The organism is Flavobacterium petrolei (genome assembly GCF_003314435.2).
Lineage (GTDB): Bacteria > Bacteroidota > Bacteroidia > Flavobacteriales > Flavobacteriaceae > Flavobacterium > Flavobacterium petrolei.
On sequence record NZ_QNVY02000004.1, the window covers coordinates 338647 to 364809 of the forward strand.

At 37.7% G+C, this 26163-nt stretch carries 27 protein-coding genes and 1 pseudogene; 18 read left to right on the top strand and 10 right to left on the bottom strand.

Features of this window, described 5'->3' with window-relative positions:
- Positions 1-123 precede the first annotated feature (123 nt).
- The 5 genes from DR871_RS13230 to mobA all read right to left on the bottom strand — a co-directional run bounded on the left by DR871_RS13230 (position 124) and on the right by mobA (position 3092).
- Positions 124-330 (bottom strand): GDCCVxC domain-containing (seleno)protein, encoded by a 207-nt coding sequence (locus DR871_RS13230; protein WP_074590674.1) that lies wholly within the window; start codon positions 328-330, stop codon positions 124-126.
- A gap of 6 nt (positions 331-336) precedes the next feature.
- Complete coding sequence (gene merTP, locus DR871_RS13235) at positions 337-930, bottom strand: mercuric transport protein MerTP (protein ID WP_074590676.1); 594 nt, start codon at positions 928-930, stop codon at positions 337-339.
- Positions 927-1301, bottom strand: coding sequence for an ArsR/SmtB family transcription factor (locus DR871_RS13240; protein WP_074590678.1), 375 nt, complete (start codon positions 1299-1301; stop codon positions 927-929). The genes merTP and DR871_RS13240 overlap by 4 nt, the downstream gene beginning before the upstream one ends.
- Positions 1302-1374: 73 nt before the next feature.
- Positions 1375-2652, bottom strand: a complete 1278-nt coding sequence (mobB, locus tag DR871_RS13245; protein ID WP_113667137.1) for a conjugal transfer protein MobB — start codon at positions 2650-2652, stop codon at positions 1375-1377.
- 2 nt (positions 2653-2654) lie between these two features.
- A complete protein-coding gene (mobA, locus tag DR871_RS13250) occupies positions 2655-3092 on the bottom strand; it encodes a conjugal transfer protein MobA (protein WP_113667136.1) in 438 nt (145 codons plus the stop codon).
- 695 nt (positions 3093-3787) lie between these two features.
- On the opposite strand from mobA, the gene DR871_RS13255 reads away from it, so the two are divergent.
- From DR871_RS13255 to DR871_RS13265, 3 genes are read left to right on the top strand one after another with little or no spacing between them, the layout of a single operon-like run.
- Positions 3788-4555 (top strand): ParA family protein, encoded by a 768-nt coding sequence (locus DR871_RS13255; RefSeq protein ID WP_113667135.1) that lies wholly within the window; start codon positions 3788-3790, stop codon positions 4553-4555.
- Between the two features lie 4 nt (positions 4556-4559).
- The gene (locus tag DR871_RS13260; protein ID WP_113667134.1) at positions 4560-5000 is read left to right on the top strand and encodes a DUF3408 domain-containing protein; all 441 of its coding nucleotides are present in this window, start codon (positions 4560-4562) and stop codon (positions 4998-5000) included.
- Between the two features lie 3 nt (positions 5001-5003).
- Positions 5004-5639: a conjugal transfer protein TraD gene (locus DR871_RS13265; protein WP_113667133.1), complete on the top strand. Its 636-nt coding sequence runs from the start codon at positions 5004-5006 to the stop codon at positions 5637-5639.
- A gap of 19 nt (positions 5640-5658) precedes the next feature.
- Here DR871_RS13265 and DR871_RS13270 read toward each other — a convergent pair whose 3' ends face one another.
- The gene (locus DR871_RS13270) at positions 5659-7464 is read right to left on the bottom strand and encodes a UvrD-helicase domain-containing protein (RefSeq protein ID WP_113667132.1); all 1806 of its coding nucleotides are present in this window, start codon (positions 7462-7464) and stop codon (positions 5659-5661) included.
- Between the two features lie 2 nt (positions 7465-7466).
- Positions 7467-9605, bottom strand: coding sequence for an ATP-dependent nuclease (locus DR871_RS13275; RefSeq protein ID WP_113667131.1), 2139 nt, complete (start codon positions 9603-9605; stop codon positions 7467-7469).
- Between the two features lie 189 nt (positions 9606-9794).
- Between DR871_RS13275 and DR871_RS13280 the strand changes: the two genes are divergently transcribed.
- The 15 genes from DR871_RS13280 to nhaA all read left to right on the top strand — a co-directional run bounded on the left by DR871_RS13280 (position 9795) and on the right by nhaA (position 22749).
- The gene (locus tag DR871_RS13280; RefSeq protein ID WP_074590696.1) at positions 9795-10100 is read left to right on the top strand and encodes a DUF4134 domain-containing protein; all 306 of its coding nucleotides are present in this window, start codon (positions 9795-9797) and stop codon (positions 10098-10100) included.
- Between the two features lie 11 nt (positions 10101-10111).
- A complete protein-coding gene (locus tag DR871_RS13285) occupies positions 10112-10444 on the top strand; it encodes a DUF4133 domain-containing protein (RefSeq protein ID WP_113667130.1) in 333 nt (110 codons plus the stop codon).
- Positions 10441-12945, top strand: a complete 2505-nt coding sequence (locus DR871_RS13290) for a TraG family conjugative transposon ATPase (RefSeq protein WP_113667129.1) — start codon at positions 10441-10443, stop codon at positions 12943-12945. The genes DR871_RS13285 and DR871_RS13290 overlap by 4 nt, the downstream gene beginning before the upstream one ends.
- 27 nt (positions 12946-12972) lie before the next feature.
- On the top strand, positions 12973-13605 hold the full coding sequence (locus DR871_RS13295; protein WP_113667128.1) for a DUF4141 domain-containing protein: 633 nt from the start codon (positions 12973-12975) through the stop codon (positions 13603-13605).
- A 2-nt stretch (positions 13606-13607) separates the two neighbouring features.
- Positions 13608-14603 (top strand): conjugative transposon protein TraJ, encoded by a 996-nt coding sequence (traJ, locus tag DR871_RS13300; protein ID WP_074590704.1) that lies wholly within the window; start codon positions 13608-13610, stop codon positions 14601-14603.
- Positions 14604-14624: 21 nt separating this feature from the next.
- Entirely contained in the window at positions 14625-15248 is a 624-nt protein-coding gene (gene traK / locus DR871_RS13305) for a conjugative transposon protein TraK (RefSeq protein WP_113667127.1), read from the top strand.
- 11 nt (positions 15249-15259) lie between these two features.
- The gene (locus tag DR871_RS13310; protein WP_113667126.1) at positions 15260-15688 is read left to right on the top strand and encodes a hypothetical protein; all 429 of its coding nucleotides are present in this window, start codon (positions 15260-15262) and stop codon (positions 15686-15688) included.
- A 20-nt stretch (positions 15689-15708) separates the two neighbouring features.
- Positions 15709-15996, top strand: a complete 288-nt coding sequence (locus DR871_RS13315; protein ID WP_113667125.1) for a nitrogen regulatory IIA protein — start codon at positions 15709-15711, stop codon at positions 15994-15996.
- The gene (gene traM, locus DR871_RS13320) at positions 15983-17299 is read left to right on the top strand and encodes a conjugative transposon protein TraM (RefSeq protein ID WP_113667124.1); all 1317 of its coding nucleotides are present in this window, start codon (positions 15983-15985) and stop codon (positions 17297-17299) included. The genes DR871_RS13315 and traM overlap by 14 nt, the downstream gene beginning before the upstream one ends.
- 24 nt (positions 17300-17323) lie before the next feature.
- The gene (traN, locus tag DR871_RS13325; RefSeq protein WP_113667123.1) at positions 17324-18217 is read left to right on the top strand and encodes a conjugative transposon protein TraN; all 894 of its coding nucleotides are present in this window, start codon (positions 17324-17326) and stop codon (positions 18215-18217) included.
- Positions 18218-18244: 27 nt separating this feature from the next.
- Complete coding sequence (locus tag DR871_RS13330) at positions 18245-18805, top strand: conjugal transfer protein TraO (RefSeq protein ID WP_086452608.1); 561 nt, start codon at positions 18245-18247, stop codon at positions 18803-18805.
- Positions 18806-18816: 11 nt separating this feature from the next.
- Entirely contained in the window at positions 18817-19257 is a 441-nt protein-coding gene (locus DR871_RS13335) for a DUF3872 domain-containing protein (RefSeq protein ID WP_086452609.1), read from the top strand.
- Positions 19258-19459: 202 nt separating this feature from the next.
- Positions 19460-20032 carry a sigma factor-like helix-turn-helix DNA-binding protein gene (locus DR871_RS13340; protein WP_086452610.1) on the top strand — a complete coding sequence of 191 codons (573 nt, stop codon included), beginning with the start codon at positions 19460-19462 and terminating at the stop codon, positions 20030-20032.
- Positions 20033-20305: 273 nt separating this feature from the next.
- Positions 20306-21337, top strand: a complete 1032-nt coding sequence (locus DR871_RS13345; protein WP_113667158.1) for an IS110 family RNA-guided transposase — start codon at positions 20306-20308, stop codon at positions 21335-21337.
- Positions 21338-21561: 224 nt separating this feature from the next.
- Positions 21562-22749, top strand: coding sequence for a Na+/H+ antiporter NhaA (nhaA, locus tag DR871_RS13350; RefSeq protein ID WP_113667122.1), 1188 nt, complete (start codon positions 21562-21564; stop codon positions 22747-22749).
- Positions 22750-22937: 188 nt separating this feature from the next.
- On the opposite strand, the gene DR871_RS13355 is transcribed toward nhaA, so the two are convergent.
- The 3 genes and pseudogenes from DR871_RS13355 to DR871_RS13365 all read right to left on the bottom strand — a co-directional run.
- Positions 22938-24473: a SulP family inorganic anion transporter gene (locus tag DR871_RS13355; protein WP_113667121.1), complete on the bottom strand. Its 1536-nt coding sequence runs from the start codon at positions 24471-24473 to the stop codon at positions 22938-22940.
- A 470-nt stretch (positions 24474-24943) separates the two neighbouring features.
- Positions 24944-25750 (bottom strand): PRTRC system ThiF family protein, encoded by an 807-nt coding sequence (locus DR871_RS13360; RefSeq protein ID WP_086452612.1) that lies wholly within the window; start codon positions 25748-25750, stop codon positions 24944-24946.
- Positions 25750-26163, bottom strand: a pseudogene (locus DR871_RS13365) (PRTRC system protein B); the annotation flags it as partial. The pseudogene DR871_RS13365 and the gene DR871_RS13360, both read right to left, overlap by 1 nt.

Sequence of the window (26163 nt, forward strand, 5' to 3'; positions counted from 1 at the left end):
GCATGGTACTGTTTGGCGGAGAGATAAGAGGTGTAGCTCCTATGACCACTTTGTATAGTAACATTTATAGAGGATCAAAATAAAAGACACTTTTAGTTGCTAACCTTTTTTGTTTTCTGTCCGTTAGCAACATTTTTTGTCTTGCTGAATGGGTGGACAAGGAACATTTCCGTAACTGCAATAAACACAACAGTCTCCTTGTTTTGGTTTAAGAACTTGTTTGCACTTTTCACATTCGTAGAAATATTGGCAAGCATCTGTCGGCATTGTTTCTTCTTTCTTGTGTTCGCAGTTGGGGCAGATTATTGTTGATTGCAATTTGATTTCCATTTCATTTTATTTTTTGTCGGTTACAGAATATCCTGTCGAGTTTATTGCTTTTTCAATTTCAAAAATGTTAGTTTTTGAGTTGTCAAATTTTACGATTGCGTTTTCTTTTTCGTATGAGGCGTTTGAACTTATTATTCCTGTCAATTTATTTACTTCATGGTTTACGTGTTCGCCACAACTTGCACAAGTCATTCCGCTAATCGTAAATTCTACTTTTTGAATATTGGATTTGTCCACCACTATAATTTGCTTTTCTGTCTTTGGGTAGAAAATGCTTGAGTAGTATGGAAAGACAAGCATTACGATTGCAAATGCTGTTACAATTCCTAAAAACATTTTTGACTGAATGAATTTTGGTTTTTCTTCTGTCTCACAATTGCAATCTATTTGCTTTTTGGGTTTCAACTTTTGATACCAAGCAAAACCAAGAACCAAAATTGTCAACCCAATAAAATACGGTCGAAAAGGTTCAAGCCAAGAAAAAGTGGAAGTAAGACCGCTTGTTCCTGCAATAAGAGCTAATACGGGTGTGATGCAACAAAGAGAAGCTGCAATTGCAGTCAAAAGTCCTGCACCAATTAATTTTTTGTCTGTTTTCATATTGTTTCCAAAATTTTGTTTTCGCCAAGGATTTTGAAAAACGGGTTCAGCATTTTTTCATACTCTTTAGCCAATGAGTAAAAAATGGTTTGAGCTTCTCGTTCTGCTTCAATGAGTTTTCTGTCTTTGAGTTTTCGTAAGTGCTGTGAAACTGCTGAAATTGTCATACCAAGTATGTCGCTTATGTCACAAACACAAAGCCGTTTTTCTTCATAAAGCAGAAAGAGGATTTTCAGCCTTACATTGTTTCCCGCTAATTCAAGTCCGTTCGATAAATAGTCAAACGAACCATTGAGTTCTGAAACTCTGTCTTTACAACGGTTTATTTGTTTAATGTCCGCTTGTTGTCGTATGCAAGAATTATTGTCCATAGTGCAAAGATAGCTAATTCGTTTATTTAAGCAAGTACTTAAATATAACAAATAGAATTAAAAATCTAACCTATTACAGTCTTCTTTTTTTCTTCTTCATTTTGTTAGCAAAATCCTGTTCCTCGTAATCATCGCCCTGGGCTTCGGGAAGCAAACCGCCTAATGCCTCAATCAAACCGTCTTCGTGTTTTTCAGAAGTATTCAGGAAGTCGAACAAATGATGTGGTTCTTCCGCAGGAAGATCTGCATCATTCGGTCTTGATATTTTCGATTGTAGTTCAACTGGTTCTTTAATGTCGGGTTTGATATTATTGTTCCAATAATCATTAAAGGTATTGGCAGAAAGTTCTGTTCCTAAACGGGAACCGTTCCAAACCGCTTTGGAATTGTGGTCAATAAATGTGATACCATAAATACGCCCTGTATCATTCCGGCGCACTACTACGTTAATGCCCTGTTCCGTTAACTGCTTTTTAAATGCCTGTTCATCGCTCGTGGTTTTCAGGGCAATGGTAATGGCAGCTTTGATAGTTGGCTTTGTCGGGTGGTCTTTCAAAGCCTCTTTGCATTTCGCAAAATGCAATTCCAAAGTCGGAAGCCCTGCGCTCTTTCCGAAAAGCGAAGCCTTGAATGGATGTCCGGCCCTTTCTCCTTTTTCATTTAACGGAATATACAATAAACCCTGCTGAGATTTTCCCTGCAATTCGTCCTCAACTTTTTCAGTAGTAATATTGAATAACGAAAGCAATGCGTTGTATTCGCCCAATGTCTGGTATTGGTAATAGTTCGGTAAATGGCGAATTACCGAAGCTATCTGACTTTTTACATCACCTTTCTGGTAATTCACAGGGCTAAAAATCTTATCGTTCTGCTTGTGTTCCTTATCTGTTGCAGATACCAATCCGTGTTGCCTTTCGAGTTCTCGGCACACATTCATAGACCGCATTTTCTCAAATTTATCTGAAATCTTTTTGCCTTCTTCATTCACACAAACCGAAACAATATGTATGTGCGTTCTGTCGATATCAGTATGCTTGAACACGACAAAAGGCTGTTCGCCATAACCCATTTCACGCATATACTGCTCTGCCAACTCCCTAAATTTTTCATCACTAACATTATCTTTCGGGTCTGGATTGAGCGAAATATGCAACGTATGTTTTTCGGTATTTCGATTTGCAATAAGATAAGGTGTAAAAGATTGGCTTAATTGTGCTACAGAATAATGTCCGCTTGGTGTTTCAATTATCTTATTAGCAAACAGAATTTGTCCGTTTTCCTTTTCCACTTTAAGATTATTGTACGCCAAAGCACCATATAAATTACTGCTTCTTCCAATTTTTGCTATCATTTTTAGACCTGTTTTTTCAGATGTTTTGCTTCAAATTCTTCGATTAGATGAATTATTTTTTGGCATAACAATACCATTTCAATCGTCTGTTTTTCCAATTTATAGAGGTAGGCAGATCCTTTTTTCTCTGAAAAATTCTTGTACAATAGCTTTACAACTTGGTTATAATTTACACCTACCGAGCGAAATTGACTGTGAAACGAGGTCAATCGCATATAGAAATCAACTGTTCCTTTATCAATTTGAATGGTTTTTATCTTTTTTTCAAAGATGCAAGAGGTTATAAAATGTGCCTTTACCTGCATTCCCGATTGGTCAAAGAGCGAAAGAAATCGGCTGTGCTCTTCTGCATTAAAGGAAATTGTATATCTAATCTTCGCCGGGTCTTCTTTAGGTCGGCGTCCGGTCTTTTTTAATTGTTTTCTGTTGTTTTCGTTCATCACAAATCCATTTATAATTTACACAAAACCCTGACTTCGGAAGGTGTTTTTCAGCCCCCGGCAGGGCAAGTTGTTTTGAGCATCCGAAATCGTTTCGAGATGCTCAAAACACAACTTGCCGTGTTCTGATGAACACAAAAATCCGCCCTGCGGGACGGATTAAATGTAGCAGGGAAAATCGGCTCGATGCCGTTCTGCTTCGTGTCCATTTTATCAAGATGCTTTGCATAAATCCGTTAGTAAAATTCATTTTACAAAGTAACCAACTGTTGATAAGAGTATTGCAATGTGATACTAGGACAAACTCTGCCTTTAGAAGCCAAACACTACCACGATAATGTAAACACCTATTTATCTGCATTTATTTGTACTTACAAACACATATAGAGACATAGTTAGCTATGCAGGTAACAACGTAAGTACTTCATTACCGATGTAAATAAATACAAATGTGAAGATGTAAAAAAGCACCCATTGAAATACTTGAATATGCAATTGTGTACGCAAAAAAGCAGGTATATAAATAAGTAATTATGGTTGTACAAATCTATTTGCCTACAGCCATAAAAAAGTATTCAAGTACATAAATAGCCTAGTGCGTAATTACCTGTTTATCTCTATAATTCTGTATAGAGCTACAAACCTATATGCGCACCTAAGTAATTGAGGATATAAATTTAAAAAACAGTTGAAATATGAATGCAAAACACAAAACAGTATTTATCGCCTTTTCATCTCAAAAAGGCGGTGTGGGAAAAAGTACATTTACAACATTGGTTGCAAGTACGATGCACTATCGGTTGGGCTATAATGTAGCCGTATTTGATGCCGATTTTCCCCAGCACAGCCTGATGAAAATGAAGGCTCGTGATTTGGCGATGGTAATGGAAAACGAAGCTTTAAAAAAGCTGGCTTACAAACAATTTACCACCATCAACAAAAAAGCCTATCCGATTATGCAATCCAAAGCTGATAGCGTATTGGAAACCGCTCACGAATTTTTAAGTAGTTCTTCAGTACCTATTGATGTGGTCTTTTTTGACCTGCCCGGAACGGTTAACACGCCTGGTATTTTGAATGCATTGGCAGGAATGCACCACATTTTTACACCTATCACGGCAGACCGAGTGGTAATGGAAAGCACACTGATTTTTACACAGCTTTTGCAGGATGTGATTATGAAAAAAGGCGAAACTTCCATAGAAACCATCAACCTGTTTTGGAACCAGGTTGATGGCAGGGAAAGTACACCTTTATATGAGGTTTATAACGAGCTCATCAAACAATTAGGATTAAGCCTGATGCAGAGCCAAATCAAAAACAGCACCCGTTTTCGCAAAGAAAGTGAAGTAAACAGCAAAGCCGTTTTCCGTTCTACGGTAATGCCACCTGATGAACGCTTGATGAAAGCCTGTCAGTTAGATCAATTTGTAAATGAATTTTTAAGAATCATTCAATTATAGTCTAATGGAAAAAGAAAATAAGAAAAAAAGTACGCCCGATATTAACGAGGAACTGATGATGAGCCTGATGGTAGATGGCGTAAAAAGAGAGGGATTACAGTTACCCACAGAACAAACTGTTGAAGCCCTCGAAAAGGAATATGTTCAGCCCGAAAAACTACCATTGGAGAAATCTGCTGTGAAGGAAAAGACCAAAATTAAAAAAACAAACGAAACAGATTACGAAAGCCTCTTTTTCAAAAGAACAGACACGAATGCCCGAGATGGAAAAACGGTATATATCCGACCAGATTTTCACGAAAAATTGTCACGTATTGTACAAGTGATAGGCGAAGACAAAATAACCATTTACGGTTATTTAGACAATTTACTGGACTACCATTTTCAGGAATTTGGCGAGCAGATTACCAAGAGTTTTAATGATAAATACAAACCTATTTTATAAGTTATGGAAATAGTAATTGTGATATGCCTGCTGATTTTGATTGCCCTGCTTGTGCAGGACAAGATTGTAATCAAAAAAAGTTCAGAAAGAAAACCGATACAGGGAAAAAGCAACCCTAAACTGCCCGATATTATGGGGCAACCTAGACCTAAGAGAAGCCTTTCGGTGCCAAACAATGCCACTGAACGCCAAAATGAGGAGCAGGAAGTAAATCCTGATAATTTTGACATAGAATACGACGAAAATGAAAACGTCGACATTCAAATTCCGCAGGAAGAGCTGGACGAAGTTTTCAGTAATATGTCTGATTTTGATGATGAAGAAGATGAATGGAACAGGTACGGAATATCCAGTAGCGATAACGGTTTTGCCCAAGGGGTTACCTTTGAAGAACTAAGCTCCGTGGGGATGTTGCTACAAAAAGAAAAATTGGAGCCGTCTCAAAAGGAAACAGCGATAGCCATAGTTCAGAAAATACAAGGAACCGAATTATTCAGCCTACTGGAAAACTCTATGGAGGGTGCTTCCCAAAAAATAGCAGAGCTATTGGACAGCACATTCTCATCTGAAACGGAAGCCGGTTCTTCCACTTTGCGGAAAAATGATTTGAGAGATTTTGATATTGGGGAGTTTGTGTGAGCAAACTCCCTTTTTTTAGTTACAGAACATGTAAATACTTGAAATTGTAATCAGTTAAATGTGAAGTTGGTGGCTTTCCATCCGGAGCATAAAACTTATGTACGTTTCTATTTCTTTCCGAAATAAGATGTAAATTTTTTCTCGCTCTTGAAGCTAAGACATATAATAGCTTCTTTGAATTTTCAAGACCATTATTATCGTTAAAATGAGGAACATAGCCATCTAACAAGCCAAAACCTATAACTGTATCGTATTCTTCGCCCTTGGTGCCGTGGATAGTGGATACTGTAATTCCATCTCGCTGTCTGAATACTTTTCTGAAATTTTCAATATCACCAATATATGGATTTCCTTCATCAATCAGCCTCTGAATTCTACTTTCAGAACTTGCAAAAAATGAATTGAAATGTTCATCTAACAAAGGAAAATTGGGTGATGCAATTTTCAGTTTTTCACAGATCTGATTAAAAAAAGTCCTTAAATAAGTTAATCCATCTTTCTCGATAATCTCCAAAGAATTACAAATTCTTAAAAATTTCTTACTAGTCATATTTGAAACATCAACTCCTGCGGAATCAAGTTCATTTAAAATTTCATTGCTCCACCTTAATCTTCTTACATACATAAAAGGAGATGGTTCTGTCAATGCAATTCTTGAAACCTTGAACCAAAAATTATCAATATCCCGAGAAAACGGTGCCATCCCTGGTCCGTCAAAACTGAAATCAGGAAGTCGAATGATAAGTTTTCTTGTAATACTTGCTATGTGTACCCATTGTGGTGCAGTGATGCATATTTCATTGGGACTAATCCCTGCTTTCTCAACATTATACAATATTAACTGAGCCAATTCTTCAATTAAATTATCTACTGAAACGGAAGAGTTAAATGTGATTGAACTTGAATAATCTTTTCCATTTCCAAAGGCTACAATTGGGGTATCGAAAGTTTTATAATAATCAAAATAGCTAATAATAGCAGAAGATGACCTATAGTTTTTGTCAAGGCTTAATGGAGTCAATTCAAATCCTAATAATTTTTCTAATTCATCTTTCGGCATCGGATACCCTCCCAGTGAATCGTAAATAGATTGATTTGGATCACCTACGATCAGTGTTTTTGAAGCTCCTTTGCTTACGCTTAATATTTTGGATATAATATGATACTGTATTTCTTTGGTATCTTGATACTCGTCAATTAAAACAAACGGAAATAATTTGCACAAAATATTAGCTATAACTGGTTTTGATTTGAGAATTTCATAAGAATAAAATAAGATTTGCTCAAAATCAATTTGTCGATTTTTTTCAAGAACTTTAAAATATTCTCCAAGAATCTTCTTTAATGAATTATGTTTACCACTATCAAGACAGGTTAAGTAAAAACCATCCGGTTTGGCAAGAATACCACAATCATAATATGTTATTTTCTCTTTCTTATAGGGGGCACATAATTCGGTTAAAATCTTCTCTGAATCAAAGGAATTGATGACCTTAAAACCGTTCTTCAATCTTTCAGAATACAGATGGTATGGTTTTAAAATCCATTCCATACAAAAAGAATGGATAGTGCCTATCCATAATTGGGTTGTATCTACGCCTAATAATTCAACTCGTTCCTTGATCTCATCAGAAGCTCTGTTGGTATAGGTTATAGCAATCACGAACTCTTTGTCTGACTTCAATCTGCTTAACTCATAAGCAATTTTGAATGTCAAAGTTCTTGTTTTACCGCTACCGGGACAAGCAATAAGAAGTACGCTGTTGTTTTCGAGAATTGCATCTTCCTGTTCTTTATTGATACTGTCTTTTTCCCAAATAAACATAACTACTTCAATTTATCTATTAGCGTTAAAATTTGATCGTCAGGAATAACGAGGTCGAAGTCGAAAGCTAAGTCTCCTAAAGTGGTTTCTCCGTTTCTATATTTTAACAATTCTACTTTGCAACTTGTAAAATCCAATTTGTTATCATCCCCAAAATTTTTCTTAATTCGATAATCAATTATATCTGCAATGGTATTTGGAGACGTTTCTTTAGCAAAAAAAATGGCATCAATTATATAACTGGGAAGAATAGTCTTGTACGAAATATGCTTTCCTAACATTATAGCAAACCAACCTTTTCCTTCTTGTTTTGCCATCGTAAGTACACGTTTCCCATAAATAGAAACGTCAGCATCTTCAATATCTGCCTTTGCAGTATCACGTGTATCTTGATCTACATAAACTTGGTTAATTATTTTCTTAACTTCCAATTCATTTCCTTCAGTAATGAAATCTACTTCAAAAGTATGTTTTGCATAAAAAGCTTTCACCCAAATATTGCCAACTTCAAATGCATCTAATTTCACCTTTCTAGCCAAACCTTTTTGTTTGGAACCGGCCACTTTCTTTTTATACTTTTTCAATGCATCACTATCACCCACAACTTCTGTGGTGTCACAGATAGCATCATCTAAATCTGTGAGTATGGCACACTTTCTTTGTATTCGGTCATTATGAAAAAGCTGAGCCACGTTTTCAAAACCTGTACTTCTAATATTTATAAGACTAATACCAAGTTCATCTAAACTTACTCCAAAAGCTTTTTTAACCATAGTAGGGATTAAAATTTCTTCGGCATCTCCTTCTACTAAAATTACCCCTTTAGCAAAAAGCAAATTGGTTCTCACAGCGTCCAAATAGCGTTGTATCTGATTTATATTTTCAGGTCCTAATCCCGTAGAGGGCTGATATACTTCAGCATAATTTAATTTTTTAGCCAAAATATTAATGTTCTCAACATTGCTTACTTCAGATATTTGTGTAGAATGTGTTGAATATATAATCTGTGTATCTCCATAATCCAGCTTATCAAATAAAGCCTTTTGAATGTGATTGTGAATATGGGCTTCGGGCTCTTCAATGATTAAAAAATTAGCAAAAGTATCTTTGGACTTTTGATATTTAAACTCTAACAGCTTTAGAGTTAGGAAAATTAGATTTGCTCCACCTAAACTCAATTCGTGAATGCCACCTTCATATTCTTCTCCAGGCTCGCCAATAAATAGCTTTAAAGATTGAAGCAATTTTTCTGCTTCGTCTGGAACGCTGGATTTGATAGATAATGATGACGGAGAATAAGTAAGTCCTACAGCATCTTGAATTGTAGATTTAATATCATCCCTAATATTTTGTACATCGGGAAGTGCTTCAATACTTTCATTCAAATCGTTAACCAAATCACTAATTGGCTTATAATCCGCTTCTTTAATTTCACCACTTTTATTTTTCAAAAGTGTAAATAATGGATTAGTTCTGTTATTATGAAAATCGCTAACAACATCCCGCAAAGCTTGAATGAATGTAAAAGAGATTTCTTTAGCAACTGACATTTGATGTGGGATTTTTGACCCGAATTTTGAGGCATCTATTGTGGGAGGAAAAATAACATTTTCAAAATCACCAACCAATTCCTTATATACAGCCGGGTCATTAAAGTCAGCGATACTTTTTCCTGTAAAGAAAGTTTCGTAGTTATCCTGAATATTGATTTCATCAAGCAAGGTTTGTAATCCAGCAGTATCTCCTTTGGCTAATTCAGATAGCTTTTGTCTTATATCCGCTTTGGGACGAAAGAAAAGATTATAGGTAGCTTTTTTCACATAGTCCTCTTCCGCAATTCCGGCTCCGTGGATAAATAACGATTGAATAGCTTCTTCATCATTAAGTTCATCAAATTCAATACTGATTATTATCCAATGACCTTTCCATTTATTCTTATCCAAAGTTCTATTAAAATCTCCTTCCGTAAGCTTGTAAGCATATTGTAAGGAAGCATCTTCCAAAAGCAATCTTACAGCCTTAAAAACATTTGTTTTTCCAGATCCATTCTCGCCTATAATGGTATTAATTCCTTTTTTGAAATTAAAATTTGCATTTGCGAAATTTCTGTAATTGATGAGGCTAACTTTAGATATATACATTAAAAAATGAAGTTTATAATTGAACATTTCAAATGTACTAATATACTACATTTCTTTTTTCTAACCGCCACCCACAGCCAAACAATTCCTTTGACTACCACTTTGTTATAACGCCTTCATTTCTGAGACACCTTTGTCACGAAAGCCCGCAAGGTGTGGGAAAGAATAACAATTTAATGTGTTTCAATTATGAAAAAACAGAGAAAAAAAGCTTTGCTGGCAGCGGTAGCAATGCTGTCAGGAATTGGTGCCTTCGCCCAAGGAAATGGTACAGCCGGTATCAACGAAGCAACCCAAATGGTAACGTCTTATTTCGACCCTGCCACACAACTCATCTACGCCATTGGTGCCGTAGTAGGTCTCATCGGAGGTGTTAAAGTGTACAACAAGTTCAGTTCGGGTGATCCTGATACAAGCAAAACGGCGGCTTCGTGGTTCGGTGCGTGTATTTTCCTCATCGTAGCGGCAACCGTCCTTCGTTCATTCTTCCTTTAATCCCTTGCCTTATGAGTAATTATAACATCAATAAGGGTATTGGAAGAACGGTGGAATTTAAAGGGTTGAAAGCACAATACTTGTTCATTTTCGCAGGTGGATTGCTCGGAACCCTAATCCTCGTGATGATATTATATATGATCGGGGTTAATTCTTACATCTGTCTTTTTCTTGGAGCAGGTGGTGCTTCGCTAATTGTGTGGCAAACCTTCTCACTGAATAGAAAATATGGAGAACACGGATTAATGAAAATAGCGGCTAATAAACGGCATCCTCGTTACATCATTTGTCGCAAGCCTGTACATCGTTATTTAAAGTTTACCACTAAATCCAATGTACGATGATAAATACAGCAAAATCAACAACACTGGAAAGCAAGTTTCCATTATTGGCGGTAGAGAACAATTGTATTCTGTCAAAAGATGCGGACATTACTGCCTGCTTTGAAGTACGTCTGCCGGAGCTGTTTACCGTGGCTTCTGCTGAATATGAAGCTATCCATTCCGCTTGGCATAAGGCTATCAAAACCTTGCCAGATTTCACGATAGTCCATAAACAGGATTGGTACATCAAAGAAAATTATGCGCCAGATCTGGCAAAAGATGACCAAAGTTTTCTAGCAAAATCCTACCAACGCCATTTCAATGAACGTCCTTTTCTGAACCATTATTGTTATCTATTTCTAACTAAAACGAGCAAAGAGCGTATGCGAATGCAGAGTAATTTCAGTTCGCTTTGCAAAGGAACGCTGATACCGAAGGAAATCAGGGATAAGGAAGTGATACATCGCTTTATGGAAGCCATTGCACAATTTGAACGTATCGTAAACGATAGTGGGTTTATCAAACTGCAACGGTTGACCGAAGACGAAATCATAGGTACAGATGGAAAGCAGGGATTATTGGAGCAATACCTAACATTATCAAGAGAAGTTGGAACACCGATGCAAGACATTGCATTGGGTGGCGAAGAAATTCGTATTGGTAACAAAAGATTGTGCCTGCACACTTTATCTGATACCGACGATTTACCCGGAACAGTATCTGCTGATACCCGTTTTGAAAAACTATCTACCGACCGAAGCGACTGCCGTTTGTCGTTTGCTGCACCTGTGGGATTGCTGTTAAGCTGTAATCATATTTACAACCAGTATTTGTTTTTGGATAATAGCGAAGCCAACCTGCAAAAGTTTGAAAAGTCTGCAAGAAATATGCACTCGTTGGCTCGCTACAGTCGGGCAAATCAAATCAACAAAGAGTGGATAGAAAAATACCTGAATGAGGCACATAGTTTTGGACTGTCATCCATCAGAGCGCATTTCAATATTATGGCTTGGTCAGATGATGCCAACGAACTCAAACAAATAAAAAATGATAGTGGTAGCGCTTTGGCATTAATGGAATGCAAACCACGCCACAACACTACGGATGTAGCAACACTATATTGGGCAGGAATGCCGGGTAATGCAGGCGATTTTCCGAGTGAGGAAAGTTTTTACACGTTCATTGAACCTGCTTTGTGTTTTTTTACAGAAGAAACCAATTACGACAATTCGCCATCGCCATTTGGCATTAAGATGGCTGACCGATTGACCGGAAAGCCTATTCATTTGGATATATCGGATTTACCGATGAAACGGGGTATCATCACGAACCGGAACAAGTTTATACTGGGTCCTTCGGGAAGTGGAAAATCGTTTTTCACTAACCATATGGTTCGCCAATATTATGAGCAAGGTGCTCACGTTTTGTTGGTTGATACTGGCAATTCTTATCAGGGTTTATGCGAACTCATCAAAGGCAAAACCAAAGGCGAAGACGGCGTTTACTTTACTTATACCGAAGATAATCCTATTGCCTTTAATCCTTTCTACACCGATGATGGTGTGTTTGACATTGAAAAAAGAGAAAGTGTTAAAACCTTAATACTTACCCTTTGGAAACGTGATGATGAACCACCGACCCGTTCGGAAGAAGTTGCATTATCAAATGCCGTAAGCGGTTACATCGAACGCATTAAACAAGATGATATTTTTCCATCCTTCAATGGTTTCTATGAATATGTGAAAGGCGATTATCGTAAGGTATTGGAAGAAAAACAAGTAAGGGAAAAAGACTTTGACATTGCCAATTTTCTCAATGTTTTGGAACCTTATTACAAAGGTGGCGAATATGATTATCTGTTGAATTCTGATAAACAATTAGACCTGCTTTCCAAACGCTTTATTGTGTTTGAGATTGATGCCATCAAAGACCATAAAATCCTCTTTCCAATTGTGACCATCATCATTATGGAAGTCTTCATCAACAAAATGAGAAGGCTAAAAGGTATCCGAAAACTCATCCTGATTGAAGAAGCCTGGAAAGCCATCGCCAAAGAAGGAATGGCTGAATACATCAAGTATTTATTCAAAACGGTAAGGAAGTTTTTTGGCGAAGCCATTGTGGTAACACAAGAAGTGGACGATATCATCCAATCGCCCATTGTAAAGGAAAGTATCATAAACAACAGCGATTGTAAAATCCTGCTCGACCAGCGAAAGTATATGAACAAGTTCGATGATATACAGGCAATGCTAGGACTTACAGATAAGGAAAAAGCGCAAGTACTTTCTATCAATATGAACAACGACCCATCACGACTTTACAAGGAAGTATGGATTGGCTTGGGTGGAACACACTCTGCGGTATATGCCACAGAAGTTAGTTTGGAGGAATATCTCGCATACACCACCGAAGAAACCGAAAAACTGGAAGTGATGCAACTCGCATCTGAACTGGATGGCAATGTAGAACTCGCCATTAAGCACATCGCTATGCAACGGCGTGATAGTGCAAATCAATAATTCATTAACAATTTAAAATTTAAGAAAATGAAAAAAATCATTTTTATGGTGTGTATGGCATTAACGCTTGCCGTAGCACCGTCCGCAAAAGCACAATTCGTGGTTACAGATCCTGCAAATCTGGCTTCAGGCATCCTCAATAGTGCGAACGAAATTATACAGACTTCTTCCACTGTAAGCAATGTGGTTAAGAATTTTAAGGAAGTGGAAAAAGTGTATAAGCAAGGCAAAGAGTATTACGACAAACTACAGGCTATAAACAACCTTGTAAAAGATGCTCGTAAAGTGCAACAGACTGCTTTGTTGGTAGGTGATGTTTCGGAAATGTATGTGCAGAATTTTGGCAAGATGATGAACGATCCAAATTTTTCGCCACAGGAATTGGTAGCCATCGGCAACGGTTATTCTTCATTGCTAAATGAAAGTACGGAACTGCTAAAGGAATTGAAGCAGATTATAACCTCGTCCAGCCTTTCGCTAAATGACAAAGAGCGTATGGATGTTATCGACCGTGTGTACAAAGAGGTAAAGCATTATCACAGTCTTGTTCGCTATTACACCAACAAGAACATATCTGTAAGCTACCTGAGAGCGAAAAAGAAAAACGATGCCAAACGAGTGCTTGACTTGTATGGAACTTCTAACCAAAAATACTGGTAAAAATGGAATGGAATAATCTTCACGAAGTACTGCGTTCGCTGTACGATGATATGATGCCACTTGCCGGTGATATGGCAGGAGTAGCTAAAGGTGTGGCCGGATTAGGCGCTTTGTTCTATGTGGCATTAAAGGTTTGGCAGGCTTTAAGCCGAGCCGAACCAATTGATATGTTTCCATTGTTACGTCCGTTTGCTTTGGGACTTTGCATTATGTTTTTCCCAACAATCGTGTTGGGAACCATCAATGCAATTCTCAATCCGATAGTAACAGGAACCCATTCCATTCTCGAAGACCAGGTACTTGACCTCAATAAATTGCAACAGCAGAAAGACCAATTGGAATACGAAGCAATGGTAAGAAATCCCGAAACTGCTTATATGGCATCGGATGAGGAATTCGATAAGAAATTGGAGGAATTGGGCTGGTCGCCTTCTGATGTGGGAACAATGGCAGGAATGTATATGGACAGGCAAGCCTACAAGATTGAGAAAGCAATAAAGGAATGGTTTCGCAATTTACTGGAAATACTTTTTCAGGCGGCTGCATTGGTTATTGATACCATACGAACATTTTTTCTGATAGTGTTGTCCATACTCGGACCAATTGCCTTTGCTATTTCCGTGTGGGACGGTTTTCAATCCACGCTCTCGCAATGGTTTACAAGGTATATAAGTGTTTACCTCTGGCTTCCAGTTTCAGATTTGTTCAGTTCGATGTTAGCAAGGATACAATCGCTGATATTGGAACGGGATATCGAAATGCTTGCCGACCCAACCTATATACCCGATACAAGTAATACCGTGTATATCATTTTTATGATTATCGGTATTGTAGGATATTTTACAATTCCAACGGTAACGGGTTGGATTATTCAGGCAGGGGGTGCCGGAAACTTTACCCGTAATGTTAACCAAACTGCAATGAAATCGGGAAATCTTGCCGGAGCTGGAGCTGGGTCTGTTGCAGGAAATATTGGTGGCAGGCTAATTAATAAGTAAATAAAATTAATCACTTAAGAAATGGAATTTAAAACACTCAGAAATATCGAAAACAGCTTTAGACAGATAAGGCTGTACGCCATTGTGTTTGCCGTTCTATGCATTAGCGTTGTAGGATATGCCGTATGGCAGTCCTACAGCTTTGCAACAGAACAGCGCCAAAAAATTTATGTATTAGACAATGGAAAATCATTGATGTTGGCTCTTTCGCAAGATGCATCCATCAACCGTCCGGTTGAGGCAAGGGAACACGTAAGACGTTTTCACGAACTCTTTTTTACACTTGCACCCGACAAAAATGCCATTGAAAGCAATATGAAACGGGCGTTCAATCTTGCCGATAAAAGTGCCTTTGATTATTACAAAGATCTTTCCGAAAAAGGTTATTACAACCGTATCATATCGGGTAATGTACAGCAACGTATCGAGGTGGATAGTGTGGTCTGCAATTTCGACAATCATCCTTATGCAGTGCGTACTTACGCTAAGCAATTCATCATCCGTTCCAGCAATGTGACAAGGCGAAGCTTGGTAACGTCCTGTTTCCTTGTAAACTCTGTCCGTTCAGACAATAACCCGCAAGGTTTCAATATTGAAAAATTTGCCGTGGTAGAGAATAAGGACATTGAAGTTATTCAACGCTAAAAACAAAGATTATGAAACAGTTACTCGATTTAGACACGTTCTCAAAAAACCTTTCGGATAAAGGCTATAATGGTTATTTCCATACTCAATCGGCTTATCCCGGCAAACTAAAAGACAGTATCAGCGAATATCTGGAAGCTTGTAGTAGCGGAAAAGAACAGCTGCCAAAAGGGGATTTAATTCTGACTGGCTACCTCCATTGGGCAGGAGATGACCGACCGAGTGTCCAATGCAATTTGTGGGTAAAACACGAAAACGGAACATTTGGCCTTAGCAAAATGGAGGTAAAAAAGAACGACCGGTTTGGAAATATCTTAAAGCATTCGGAACTCCTCAATCTTTCGGTGGAAACAGCACCCAAAGCGAATGAAGCAGTTTCAATGGTAAGTGAAATTGAAAAACAGAAAAACCCTGTTGGACAAAGACGCTTTAGGCTATAACACTCAATAACAGTTAAAGTATGAAAAAATTAAGAGCAAATATGGACAGTTACTTTAAAAAGTTGGACGAACGATGGCGGGCATTACCCGTTGGAAAACAGCATAAATACACCTTATACTTTTTTATAGGCTATCTACTGCTTACCGCAGGAGTTATTTTAAAAGTATGGTATGATGCAGGCAAAGCCGATAACAATTTGGTCATTGAGCATATCGAAAATCCTGTTCTCAAAAAGAAAGAAAGTGCTGAAAAGCTGAAGGACACATTGACAACAATTTTTAAAAATAAATTTTATGAAAGAAAATGAAAAAAGGGTCAGCATTCTGGTTGAGGAAGGCGACCAAAACAAAGTATCCAACCTTACGGAGGATAAAAAGAGTGCCATTGAACGATTTAAAAAACCACTCATTTTTGGTTTAATGGGGATTGTTTTTATGGGTTGTTTATACCTGATATTTAAACCCTCGGCAGATAAAAAAGAAATGGAAAACATCGGACTAAACGATGCTTTTCCACAGGCTACCGAAGCAGGAATGCAGGATGATAAACAAAAAGCTTATGAGCAAGATATGCTGGAACAGAAAGACCAGGAAAGCCGAAATGCCCTAACTACGCTATCGGATTATTGGAATACCGATAGCACACAGCAGACTAAAGAAGAATTGCCCGAAGAAGACCAAAACAATGGTATGATGACTGGAAAATCGGGCACTTCTACACTAAACAGTTACCGAAATGCACAAAGCACATTAGGTTCATTTTATCAGGATAATAACAGCGAAACACAAGAACTACGCAGGCAATTGGACGAACTAAAAGAAAAATTGGCTGAAAAAGATATACCTGTCGGTGTAACTGTAAATGACCAATTGACGTTGATGGAAAAATCGTACCAGATGGCTTCAAAGTATCTGCCTTCGGGAGGAAATACCGAAAAACCTGTAAGCACCGACAGTGCTAGCCGAGGTTCTTCTTCAAATTCTCAGAAAGAATATTTTGTAGCATTCACACCTACAAGAAAGAAAGCTGTATCGGCTTTGTACAGAGAACCTACAGATAGTGCTTTTTTAGCCGACTGGAGCGAAAACAAAAACCGAGGTTTCTATACTGCTGGAACAGTAGAGCAAGTCGCTCAACCAAAAAATAGCGTAAAAGCCAGCATACAGGAAACACAGACCATTATTGGCGAAAGCGGTGTACGACTGCGTTTGTTAGAACCTGCACAAACGCCAAACCGTACCATTCCGCAGGGAACAATTTTAACGGCAATCGGAAAGTTTCAAGGTGGCAGGTTACAGTTAAAAGTTACATCTATTGAGCTTGAGGGCAATATTATCCCAGTAGATATAACCATCTACGACCTCGATGGTCAGCAGGGTTTGTACGTTCCCTATTCGCCAGAACGTAATGCAGTTACCGACATCGTAGCCAATATGGGAAATGCCACAGGTTCAAGCTTCAGTATGAACTCGTCAACAGGACAACAGATTGGTTCCGACCTCAGTAAAAGTGCCGTACAAGGTATTTCGGGTTATTTCGCCAAAAAAATACGAACACCAAAAGTTACGCTAAAAGCAGGACATCAAGTTTTCCTTGTTTCTAAAAAATAATATTGAACTCAAATAATTAAGAAAATGAAAAATCATATAAAAACTTTTTGGGCTTTTGCCCTTATCATCGGCTTTGCCGTAAACACTTTTGCACAAGACAGTATAAAAGCACCGCTAAATTTAGGCAAGATAGAACCGTACCAAATGCAAGTAACTTATGACAAGACTACTCATTTGATTTTCCCAACCGCCATACGTTATGTGGATTTGGGAAGCGAATACCTGATTGCAGGAAAAGCAGAAGATGCGGAAAACGTACTTCGTGTAAAAGCATCGGTAAAAGATTTCGAAACGGAAACCAATTTTTCGGTAATTACCAATGACGGTCGATTTTACAGCTTCAATGTATATTATAGTGCTTATCCGGAAGCGTTGAGTTACGATCTGCTGACAATGCAAAAAGCAGTGGATAAGGAAAATGGAAATGATGTGCTTTTTGAAGAATTGGGTAACAATTCGCCATCATTGTCAGGTTTGCTTTTGGAAACGATTTACAAAAAAGACCAGCGAATTGTAAAGCATATCGGTGCTAAAAGTTTCGGTATTCAGTTTATCCTAAAAGGAATTTACATACACAATGGCAAATACTATTTCCATACAGAATTGAGAAACCGTACCAATGTGCCTTTCGGAATTGATTTTATCAATTTCAAAGTAGTAGATAAAAAAGTAGCCAAGCGTACCGTAGTGCAGGAAAGACCAATGATACCATTACGTACTTATAAGCCATTGAATGAGATTGGCGGGAAAGCAATCGAACAAAACGTATTCCTTTTAGACCAGTTTACCATTGCCGATGACAAGGTTTTGCTGATTGAAATCTTTGAGAAAAACGGTGGCAGACACCAAACGCTTCAGGTAGAAAATTCCGATTTGATTAAGGCTAGTTTGATTAACGATATGCACCTTAAATTTTAGTAATCCATTAAACGTAATAACAGAAAAATGAAAAAGTATATTTATATAATGATGTTCTTCCTTATAGGCATCACTATCTCACAGGCACAACGAATGCTGCCTAAACAGAAAGGACTGGAGGTAAACGCAGGAATCTTATCCGATGTCTATCCCGACAGGAACTACTACCTCAATATTGGAATGACCTTAAACGGTAAAAATGGTAATTATCAGCTTTGGGCATTGGAATATACGTACCAGTATGATGAGTATAAAAACCTCCGCTTACCACAGGAAACCTACACATCAGAAGGTGGTTATAGTTTCTTCATGTTGGGTGATACCCGTAAGAACATTACCCTGAATGCAGCAATAACTGGTGTACTGGGTTATGAAAGCATTAACCGTGGCGAAGCTTTGTTGTATGACGGGGCAAAAATACTGACTGAGGACAATTTCATTTACGGCGCAGGCGGACGGCTGTCTTTTGAAACATACCTGTCCGACCGTTTTGTGTTGATTCTTCAGGGTCGCACAAAAGTTTTGTGGGGTACGGACCTGGAACAGTTCCGACCTTCAGCCGGTCTGGGATTGAGGATTAACTTTTAAAATATAAAACAATGATAACATTTTTTAATAAATTCAGAATAGGATTACTGTCAATGTATGTATTGCTGGGAATCCTGATAAGTTCCGTTTCATCCTGTAGCAAAGACGAACTGGAAATACAAAATGATTTCCCTTTTGAGGTAAAGGTGATGCCCATACCCAAAGAAATTGCTAATGGCAATACCGTGGAGATTAGGCTGACGATACAGCCAACCGGCAATTATAACAACACGCAATACTATCTTCGCTACTTTCAGTTTGACGGACAAGGAACTTTGCAGTATAACGATACGTCACCTTATCTGCCCAACGATTTGTACCCGTTGCAGGCTAAGCAATTCAGATTGTATTATACTTCGAACTCCACCGTCTCCCAATCCTTTGATGTATGGATTTCGGATAATTTCGGGAACGAAAGGCAGTTGAGTTTTGAGTTTAACAGCAGTAATTAGCCGTCAGATATAGGTTTTTATGCTCTCACTATAAAGTTCGTATTTAATCACAACCCGAAGATCATCTTCGGGTTGTTTTATTTGCTATTACCCTATGGATCTCTATTAAGCTCATTGTATAACTGAATAAACATTATTATCTTGGTTCTAATTTGTGGCATCCAAAGACTATTTTTAATAATGAGATTTTAACAACATTCCTATGAAAGATGTAATAGCACTTACCAATAGATTTTATATCGAAATGTCCCGAAAAGTACTCTCTGAAAAGGAATATGATGTATTGCAAAAGCTCCTGATAGAAAAAATGACGCTTCAGGAAGTGGCCGCCATTTATGGGGTCACCGGTGAACGTGTTCGCCAAATTTACGCGAAAACGTATAAAAAAGTAAAGAGCGTAACCCAGTTACTTGCTGAAATTGATGACTATAAGCACAAATTGGAACAGTTAAAATACGACTTTAAATGCGAGACTCAACAAATTAAAAAAGGTGAGACTCAACAAATTAAAAAAAGAAAAAATAAAATCGAAACTGACCTGCAAAAAAAGCTTTATAAAAGCCATTTTCCTTTTAGTAAGAGAATGAATAGTATGATGGAGGTTTTAGATATTCACACCATAGGTCAGCTTTGCGAGATACCTTTGACAGATTTTCATCGTTTCAAGGGATTCCAAAAACAGTGCAAAAAAGAACTAATCGCATTTATAGAGTTTGAAAGCATTGAAAATCTTTTTGAAGGATTTTCTGTGTGGAAAACACAGCCAATTCAGTAATTTGGAATGACAGAAAATCCAGTTATAGTAAGGCGACGTTCTTTTGCTTCTCCTATGTTTGTATAATATAATCTAAGTGAAGAAGGGCGAGAGCAGATTTTGCTTTAAATAGCCTTATGGTATATTCAAGAAAAGAGACTGCCTCCTCTTCTTTAACCTTTTAGAATCTGAACAGAATGTAAGGAATTTGCTCATTATAATGAGTCTTATAGCCAGTATATCCAGTCAGGAGAAAAGATGAAGAAAGGTTATCACTTACCTAAACCAGATAAGATGAAGGTATTATTAAAGCAGACAGTAGGAATTGATGTTGCACAAAATGAATTAGTTGTATCGCTTGGTAGAATGGATGAGCAGATTAGCATAGAAGTCTATGCCTACAAAGTATTTCCCAATACTAAAAAAGGATTTTCAAGTCTTGTATCATGGGTAAATAAGCAGACGTCAATTACAACTGAAGTACGTTACGTAATGGAAGCTACAGGAGTCTACCATGAATCCTTAGCCTACTATCTTTGCAATATTAAAAAACAAGTAAGTATCGTTTTGCCAAACAAGATCAGTAATTATGCCCGAACACTTGACATAAAAACTATAACTGACAAGAGTGCTTCACAAGCCATTGCGAGATTCGGTTTAGAAAGACAACTGGAAAGTTGGCAACCTCCTTTAAAAATATTCAATGACTTGAGAAATCTTTGCCGAGAACGTGAGCAGCTGGTACAGGAGCGTACAATGCTAAAAAACCAGCTTCATGCAGAACGCACTTCGGCAAGATCAAGTGAAAGCTCCGTGAAACGAACTAAAAAAAGAATAACTCTTATTGATTTACAGGAAAAGGAGATAAGAGCAGAGATTGCCATACTTATCAAAGAAGATAATGCTCTAGTCGAAAAGATGAAAATAGTATCTTCTATTCCTGGAATTGGGAATATAACTGCTGTAACCATTATCGCCGAAACAAACGGATTCGAGTTAATAAAAAATAAAAGACAGTTGGTGAGTTATGCAGGATTAGATGTAAGAGAAAAAACATCTGGAACCTCAGTGAAATCTAAACCTAGAATATCCAAGCGAGGTAATAGGAATTTAAGAAAGGTAATGCACTTTCCGGCACTGGCTGCAATCCGGACAGATGAAAGATTCAAAGATATTTTTTTAAGAATAGTTTCAAAGCATGGAATTAAAATGAAGGCAATAGTTGCCATCCAAAGGAAATTATTGGAATTGACATATATACTATGGAAAAATAATGCATATTATGACTCAGCATATCAATACAGCATAATTTCATCAGAAGTATAATAATTGGGAAATAGCCCAAAACTATATCTTACAATTTAAAAGGGTACTGGCTCGCTTGCTATTATCGCAGGATTTTACATGTTCAATTTTAAGAAATTCTCTTTTTTAAATAAGTAGATTTCTTTATCCCAAGTCAAAGCTATTGAATGCACTTTTGGGTTCTATTTATTAGGTTTGATGCGCTAATATTGGTAAATTGCGATATTTAACTTTACATTTAAAACATGAAGGATAAGATCAATCTAAAGATTTTCAAAGACTTTGTTCAATCAAGTAATTTCGGAGGTTTGCTCCTTTTTTTATGCGTGGTGATCTCGTTGATAGTTGCAAATACATCAATGGCCGTACCGTTACAAAATTTATTGGACACAAAACTGGGTTTTGAAAATGAAGCCATACACCTGAATTATTCAGTAAGCATGTGGATTAACGATGGATTGATGGCAATATTCTTTCTGCTGGTAGGTCTGGAAATTAAAAGAGAAATTGTTGAAGGAGAGCTCTCTTCTCCCAAGAAAGCTATTTTGCCAATAATCGCTGCCATTGGCGGTGCAGTTGTACCGGCTTTGATTTATATAAGTTTCAATTCTGGAAGTGAAACGGTTTCGGGCTGGGGAATTCCGATGGCTACCGATATCGCTTTTGCATTGGCCGTGATTTCTCTCTTGGACAAAAGGGTTCCAACCAGTTTAAAAATATTTTTGGCAGCTTTGGCCATTGTGGATGATCTGATTGCCATTTTAGTAATTGCTGTTTTCTATTCATCAGGAATTGAGTTATCCTACTTGGGCTATGCAGGGATTGGAATTGCAATACTGATTTTGATGAACCGATTAAATGTGAAGAATCCCTATCTGTATTTGATACCAGGAGTGTTTGTGTGGTATTTTGTACATCATTCCGGCATTCATGCAACTATTGCGGGCGTACTGGTAGCTATGACCCTGCCAACTAATAATACAGCGGTTGAATCTCCATTGGAGAGGCTGGAACATGCGCTTGTAAAACCAGTTAACTTTTTAATCATTCCCATTTTTGCATTTGCCAACACAAATATTACAATTCGCCACGAAATGATTGAAGGCTTGACTTCTCCATTAGGCTTAGGTATCTCTTTGGGACTGATATTTGGAAAACCGATCGGAATAGTCGCTACCTCACTTATATGCTCCAGATTAGGAGTCGGTCAGTTACCAGCGAACAGTAATTTAATTCACATGATTGGATTGGGATTGCTAGCCGGTATAGGCTTTACAATGTCAATCTTCATCTCTATGCTTTCTTTTGACAATCAGCTATTTATTGAAGAAGCAAAATTATCAGTATTAATTGCTTCATTGGTTGCTGGGATATTAGGGTATTTAATTTTGAAGTCATCGAGCAAAGGCAAATACACGAATGCTGAAGCTTAGATTTGAGCCTCTGCAATACTTTAAATATTTATTGTTTGAAGTTAATTTATAGTGCCAAACATATAATCACCCAATATTTGATAGATCCGAAAATTTAGTTGAAAACTATAGACTGAAAATCATAAAAAAACATCGAAAACCAGAAATTTTTTCTTGTGGCTTTCGATGTTGATAAGGATAATGAAATATTACTTATTTGTCATTACTTTATAAGTTGGATCTTCAATAATATTTACATCAATGACCGACTCGGCATTTCTTAGCAGCTGCCTGCAGTCTTGGCTTAAATGGCGTAAATGTAGTTTTTTACCCTCCTTGTGATACTTCTCTGTAATTTTATTCAAGGCTTCAATTGCGGACATATCTACAACTTTGCTTTCCTTGAAATCTATTATCACCTCATCGGGATCGTTTACAACATCAAATTTTTCTGTAAATGCCATAGCAGAGCCAAAGAACAGCGGGCCAAAAATTTCGTAATGCTTTACACCATCTTCATCTACATACTTTCTTGCACGTATTCGTTTGGCACTTTCCCAGGCAAATACAAGAGCTGAAATAACCACGCCTATCAAAACGGCTAAAGCTAAGTTATGTAATAGTACAGTTATAACTGCTACCAGCATACCAATAAAAATGTCGTGTCGAGGCATTTTATTAATAATTCGAAAGCTGACCCACTCAAATGTGCCTATAGCTACCATCATCATCACCCCGACTAATGCCGCCATTGGAATTTGCTCGATTACAGGACCTGCAACCAGAATGATCAATAAGATTGCTATAGCTGCAACTATTGCAGAAAGTCTGGCTCTTCCTCCAGCTCCGATATTCACTAAAGTCTGGGCAACCATTGCACATCCACCCATTCCTCCGAAGAAACCGTTGGTGATATTGGCTATACCTTGTGCGGCAGCCTCACGGTTAGATTGTCCTTTTGTGCTGGTTATTTCATCAACCATATTAAGCGTTAACAGACTTTCAATCAATCCAACTCCTGCCATTACCAAGGCATAAGGGAAAATAATTTTCAATGTTTCCAGACTAAAAGGAATAGCAGGGATATGAAATGAAGGTAAAGAACCTCCTACAGAGGCGATATCAATTACTTTTTTAGTATCAATGCCGAAAAAATATACAATACCAAAGACAACTATTATTGCTACTAAAGATGCTGGAACCGCCTTTGTAAATTTTGGCAATATAAATACGATAGCTATAGTTAATAATGTCAATCCAGCCATTAGATAAAGCGCCGGTCCCTGCATCCAACCTTCTATCCCGTTTTCTACAACTTTAAATTGAGCTACCTGTGCCATAAAAATGATTACTGCAAGACCGTTTAAGAAACCATACATTACCGGTTGTGGGATCAAGCGGACAAATTTACCCAGCTTAAAAATTCCTACTGAAAATTGCAGTAGACCTGCTAATATAACCGCAGCAAAAAGATATTCCACACCATGCGATGCAGCCAATGCAATAAGTACGACTACCGTTGCTCCAGCACCTCCGGAAACCATTCCGGGTCTGCCTCCCAAGATTGCTGTAACAATACCCATTAAAAACGCTGCATAAAGCCCTGTCAAAGGCGAAAGCCCTGCCAGAATAGCAAAGGATAAAGACTCAGGTATCATGGTCATAGCCACTGCAAGACCCGCAAGAATTTCATTTTTGTAATTAATTTTCTGTTTGAAATCAAACAAATTGATAATTTTCTGCATAAAGATTTATGTTTAAAGTTGTAAAATGTAAATAGAAAAGTAGGTACACGAAAGCAAAACCTTCGGATACGACAGAGAAGCCAATAAATTAAAATTGGGAAATATAACAGTTAGCCTAAGATCAAGGCGGAGTAACTTGAGATGATATTTGTACTGTTCTTTTCATTGAGTTATGCAAAAATACATTTTCTAGATATTTTACACAACCTAATGCAAAATAAAACTAGAAAAAGTTGTTTTATAACACAGAATCTTTTCTTTGGTGGCTGATGTGGAAAGAAAAGAAGTCGGCTGAAACAACGAAAGGGATAATGAATATCCCTTAGAAATAAGATTCCAACCTGTTTGGTAAAATGCGGAGTTAGGAAGTGCGAAAGGTGCATTTTGGTAAAGTGGTTGCACCGATTTGGCGCAAAAAGACTGTCCCGACCATCGGAAGGGAGTGTCTTTTTGCCGCCCGATTTTGACTATCAGGCGACTTTTATGGGGTGGGTACGAAAGTCTTTCAGATTGTGGAAAAAGCCTCTGTACGGAGTCATACCATACCGAAATAAGCTCCATAAAAGCGAACAGCCCATTTGTGTTAAAGAGGAATTGATAAACAAATCCTGTTTCTCCAAAGCTTCCGCTAAACTGCAACTCGGTGTTTCATCGTGTTGTTCGGACTGCTTCAATAATTCTCCAAATTCTTCCGTAATCATTGGCAGGCTTGCCACCGTTTCGTATTTCTCCGAATTGGGTTGATGAATGTTTCCTATGGTAGACAGTAACACTTGCCCTGTATGCTGGCTGTTGCCAAAATCCAACCAATATTTCGGTTCATCCCTGTGGTGTCTGCGTTTACAAATTTCTTTCAGAATTTCGGCAACTCCAAACCTCGCCTTTATATTATCCACGCAGGTAATGTAAATAGTTGCCTGTGCTTCTTCGGGTATTCTGCCCAAACTGTCCTTTTCAAACTTTGTGGTTTCGGCTTTCCAATTTGTCCCTGAAAAGCGGTTTGCACGGTTAATTAGTGCAACGGATTTGTATAACCCTGTTTCAATTTCGGCAAAACGCTGTCTTCCTAAATTGGCATTGGTCACAATATCATCATCCCACAAACGCACCAGTAAGCCTGCGTGTCCCAATTCGATTAAGCTGTGGTTTATTTCCATTAAAGCGGTCAAAACCTTTGAGCCTGTACCACCTGCACCGATTAAGTTTACCGTAATGGGATTGGTGGGAGTTATCAAATAGTTATCTGTAAAATGTACTTTTAGTTTTTCGGTATTCATCACAAAAGATTTTTAAGGGTTTTGTTGTTCTTTTTCAATACATCTTTAGGAAAGGCTTCACCTGTTTCAATCAATTTTTTCCAAAGGCTTACGCAATTCCCTTTTATGGGATTTTGTTTTCCTAATAAATGGCTGAAATAGCTGTTAAAAAAGTAGTCTTCCCAAGCATCGGTAAATTCCTCTACAGAAGCAGAATTTTTAATGTCTATACTTACAGTTCCCATACATACTTTACCATCTTCATAAATGTTGAAGAAAGGAGCAAAATACAATGGTGTATTTTCTGTTGGTCTTCTGTCAGTAGTAAGAGCAAATACGGCAAGGCTGTTTTTACTAGCATACCAAAGCATTGACGGTACAGACGCTTTGCCGTTGGGCATGCCCAAGCCGTTTACAAAATACAATTGCTGTTC